We start from the raw sequence: 3,213 nt of genomic DNA, 5'->3' as shown, positions 1-3,213 counted from the left end.
CGATTAATTAAATATGACATGAGCAGTTTTGAAGATAAATACAGAAAGCATTCCTGGGACAGGCCCTGTACGACCGTTTTTGCTCATCTAGAGAAAGATGGGAACCGGTTCATTCATCCTGACAGCAATCAGGCACGAACATTCACAGTGCGGGAGGTAGCACGCATTCAATCATTTCCGGATGACTTTGTCTTCACAGCACCCGGAAATGTTCGCTACAGGTATGTCGGTAATGCCGTACCTCCCCTCATGGCGAAAGCGATCGGCGAGGCTATTTATCAGGTGCTGGAATCTTTGCGCTGTAAAGGAGAAAGGATTGCGGTGTGTCTGGCAGCAAGGTAACAAAGATTATCGATTATTTAATTCATTATTATCTTGAGGCGGGACGAAGTTATCCCTGGCGGCGGGAACGGACTCCGTACCGGGTGTATCTGTCTGAAATTCTCCTGCAGAGAACCCGTGCGGATCAGGTAGAACCGGTTTTTAAATATCTGGTTTCTCGTTATCCCAGTGTCTGTCTGCTGAATGAGAGGTTTCGGGAAGCCAGTCAGGCTATGCTTTCTCTGGGGCGAACCTGCCGTCTTCAGTATTTTAAGTCCGGTCTGGAATATCTGGTAGAAAACTATGGCGGTGAAATTCCGTCGGGCCGGAAGGAGTTGCTGGCAGTACCCGGAATCGGGGATTATATTGCCGCGGCAATCAGAATCTTTGGTTTTGGTATACCGGATGTGATTGTAGATACGAATGTAGTCAGGGTTCTATGCCGGTTGTACGGTCTGCAGGCAACCCCGGAAACCCGACGACGAAAGTGCTTTATTGAGCTGGCAAGCAGACACGTCCCTATGAGCCATTGTATCGAATATTCCTATGGTATTCTGGATTTTGCAGCGCAAATTTGCCGACCTGTCCGCCCGGGTTGTAGTATCTGCATGATAAGCTTCCTGTGTGAGTATGGCAAGAGTAAAAGAGACTGAGGATCGTATTCAGGGAAACACATAGGTTCAAAAGAGAATATTGTTTCTTTTCAGGCCCCGTGATATTTTGCAGGCAACAGCTTTATTTGCCCGTACAGCCCATTATCAGCCCATCCATCAATTGTCTGTCCGGATTGTTATTTGAGCGCACCAGAACGACATGACCCTGGACCGGTGTGTGTAAAATTGGTTCCAGTTTTTTTGTAGAGCCCTCTTTACCCGGTGCCATCCGTTGACGGGATTGGGGTTCAAGGTTAATATTCCCACTTTCTCAGATCAGAATTAATTGAGGAAAGTTCCCTTTCTTAATTAAGTCAACATTTTACCCCAAAACAATTAACGTTATATCTCATTCATCCTATCTCGCTGTCTTAAAATATCTTCCTGTTGTTCGGGTGTAAAAAATTCTTTTGATTGGATTAGAAAATTTCTTACGTCTTCAGCCGTACAAATAGGCCAGCATTTTGCTTCTTTGTCAAAGAAAGTCCATTTCTCATCATAAGGAGCATCATAAATACAAACTGAATCATCGGCTACACCTACAGCAAATTTTGTATCCGAACCCTTAAGCTTCATATCTTTAACACTAACATATACATGCCCACCTGTTTGTAGAATTTGCCATTCATCCATTTTATCCTCCTCCTTAATTAGGCAGCATGTTTTTCTGTAAAATTAGAGTTTCTGTATCATCCCGGATTGTATTATTATAAAGCTTTTTCCTGATGTCGTTATGAGAAATTCTTAGCCATGGCTTGTGAATTTAATCCGAAATTAATTACTGGTTGTCTGATGAAACTTTTTATAGTGGTCACAAAAAAGATTTACTTATTATATCCCACCTCCAGTATATTATCAGGTATTTCTACAATAACTGGTAAAAATCCTTTTTAAAAAAATGGCAAAACCGGCAAGCTCCCATCCTCAGGCGTGAGGTAACAGACTCGTGCAGATTTCCAGTAGCATTTCGTGATGCTTAGACATTTTTCTTTTTCCCAATTCCCAGTCACGGACGGAGGATGGGTTGACTCCCAGCAACGCGGCGAACTCGCTCTGTTTCAGCCCTAGCATGAGCCTCAAAGCAGTGATCTTGCCAGCCAGTTCTCCTCTTGCTCCGTCTGTTGTCTTCGGAATAGTCAGCAGCCCGGGAGAAACTTTAAACACGCGGGCCAGTTTTGCTGCTGTGGGTACCCTTAAGCTACAGATACCTTTTTCTGCGCTCCTTATAGTATCGGGGCTTACCCCGGCCTGTTTGGCAAGTTGCTTGACTGAAAGCCCTGCTTCCTTCCGTAACTGCTCCAACCGCAGGCCGGGCGGCAGGGACATGTCGATTTCAGGGAACTTGAACGAAGACAAAATGGCCCTCACCCTGGTTTCTGCATCCACGTGTTTGCCGGGAATTTCAAGGTCTAAAAAGAAAGGTATGTATTTACTGTTATACTGCTTGTTTAATGCACATCTTGAGCGTCAGCGGCCTGCACGTGGGTCTTGTCCTGGGCGGGGTGCTGGCCCTGGTCAGGTTGCTGCGTGTGCCCGTTCTTTTTACCGCTCCTGTTGTCACCGCCATGCTGGTCCTTTACGCTACATTATGCGGTCTGGGTCCGGCCGTAACCCGTTCCACCCTCATGGCCCTCATGTTTTTGTGGGCCAACCACCTGGGCCGGGCAAGGGACTGGCCCACCACCCTGGCTGCTGCCGCCCTGGCCGGCCTCATGGCCAACCCACTGTTCCTTTACGACATCGGCTTTCAGCTTTCCTTTGCTTCCACCTGGGGCATCCTCTACCTGGGGCCGGTGCTGGACCGGCTGTTAAAAAAGATTATCCGGCATACATGGCTGAGAGGTGCCCTCTGGGTTTCCCTGGCCGCCCAGCTGGCCACTCTGCCCCTGGTAGCCCGGTACTACAATTTAATTTCCCCGGTCTCTCTATTGACCAACCTGGTGGCAGTTCCGCTCACCGGATTGATCCTCGGCCTGGGTACTGCTTCCGCCCTCCTTGGTCTGGTTGTGCCCGTTCTGGCCGGTTTTCTGAACGTCAGCACCTCCCTGCTCATGGATGTCTTCCTGTGTCTTGTTACCCTGTGCCGGGCTTTGCCCGGCTCGGTAATCTATGTTCCCACGCCGCCTTTTTTCTTGGTGGCGGCGTGGTATCCTCTTTTGATTGCGGGGGTTTTGCTTGTCTCCAGCGGCGGCCGGGACGCTTTGCGCGGGTTGTACAGCCGCCATCACCGCTTATTGCC

At 48.4% G+C, this 3,213-nt stretch carries 5 protein-coding genes; 3 read left to right on the top strand and 2 right to left on the bottom strand.

Annotated features, from left to right (window positions below; all coding sequences use genetic code 11):
* Both ACPLUI_RS13080 and ACPLUI_RS13075 read left to right on the top strand, forming a co-directional pair.
* Positions 1 to 342, top strand: a 342-nt coding sequence (locus ACPLUI_RS13080) for a DNA cytosine methyltransferase (RefSeq protein WP_424660694.1), incomplete at its 5' end; no start/stop codon positions are given.
* Positions 324 to 974 (top strand): hypothetical protein, encoded by a 651-nt coding sequence (locus ACPLUI_RS13075; protein WP_424660693.1) that lies wholly within the window; start codon positions 324 to 326, stop codon positions 972 to 974. The genes ACPLUI_RS13080 and ACPLUI_RS13075, both read left to right, overlap by 19 nt.
* A 342-nt stretch (positions 975 to 1,316) precedes the next feature.
* Here ACPLUI_RS13075 and ACPLUI_RS13070 read toward each other — a convergent pair whose 3' ends face one another.
* Both ACPLUI_RS13070 and ACPLUI_RS13065 read right to left on the bottom strand, forming a co-directional pair.
* On the bottom strand, positions 1,317 to 1,607 hold the full coding sequence (locus tag ACPLUI_RS13070) for a hypothetical protein (RefSeq protein ID WP_424660692.1): 291 nt from the start codon (positions 1,605 to 1,607) through the stop codon (positions 1,317 to 1,319).
* 291 nt (positions 1,608 to 1,898) lie between these two features.
* The gene (locus tag ACPLUI_RS13065) at positions 1,899 to 2,330 is read right to left on the bottom strand and encodes a helix-turn-helix domain-containing protein (RefSeq protein ID WP_424660691.1); all 432 of its coding nucleotides are present in this window, start codon (positions 2,328 to 2,330) and stop codon (positions 1,899 to 1,901) included.
* A gap of 95 nt (positions 2,331 to 2,425) precedes the next feature.
* Here ACPLUI_RS13065 and ACPLUI_RS13060 point away from each other — a divergent pair.
* On the top strand, positions 2,426 to 3,213 hold a 788-nt coding region (locus tag ACPLUI_RS13060; RefSeq protein ID WP_424660690.1), incomplete at its 3' end, for a ComEC/Rec2 family competence protein.

The organism is Desulfofundulus sp. (assembly GCF_049701015.1).
GTDB lineage: Bacteria > Bacillota > Desulfotomaculia > Desulfotomaculales > Desulfovirgulaceae > Desulfofundulus.
The sequence above is the reverse complement of the archived record's forward strand: the minus strand, read 5'-3'. Positions and strand labels throughout refer to the sequence as shown.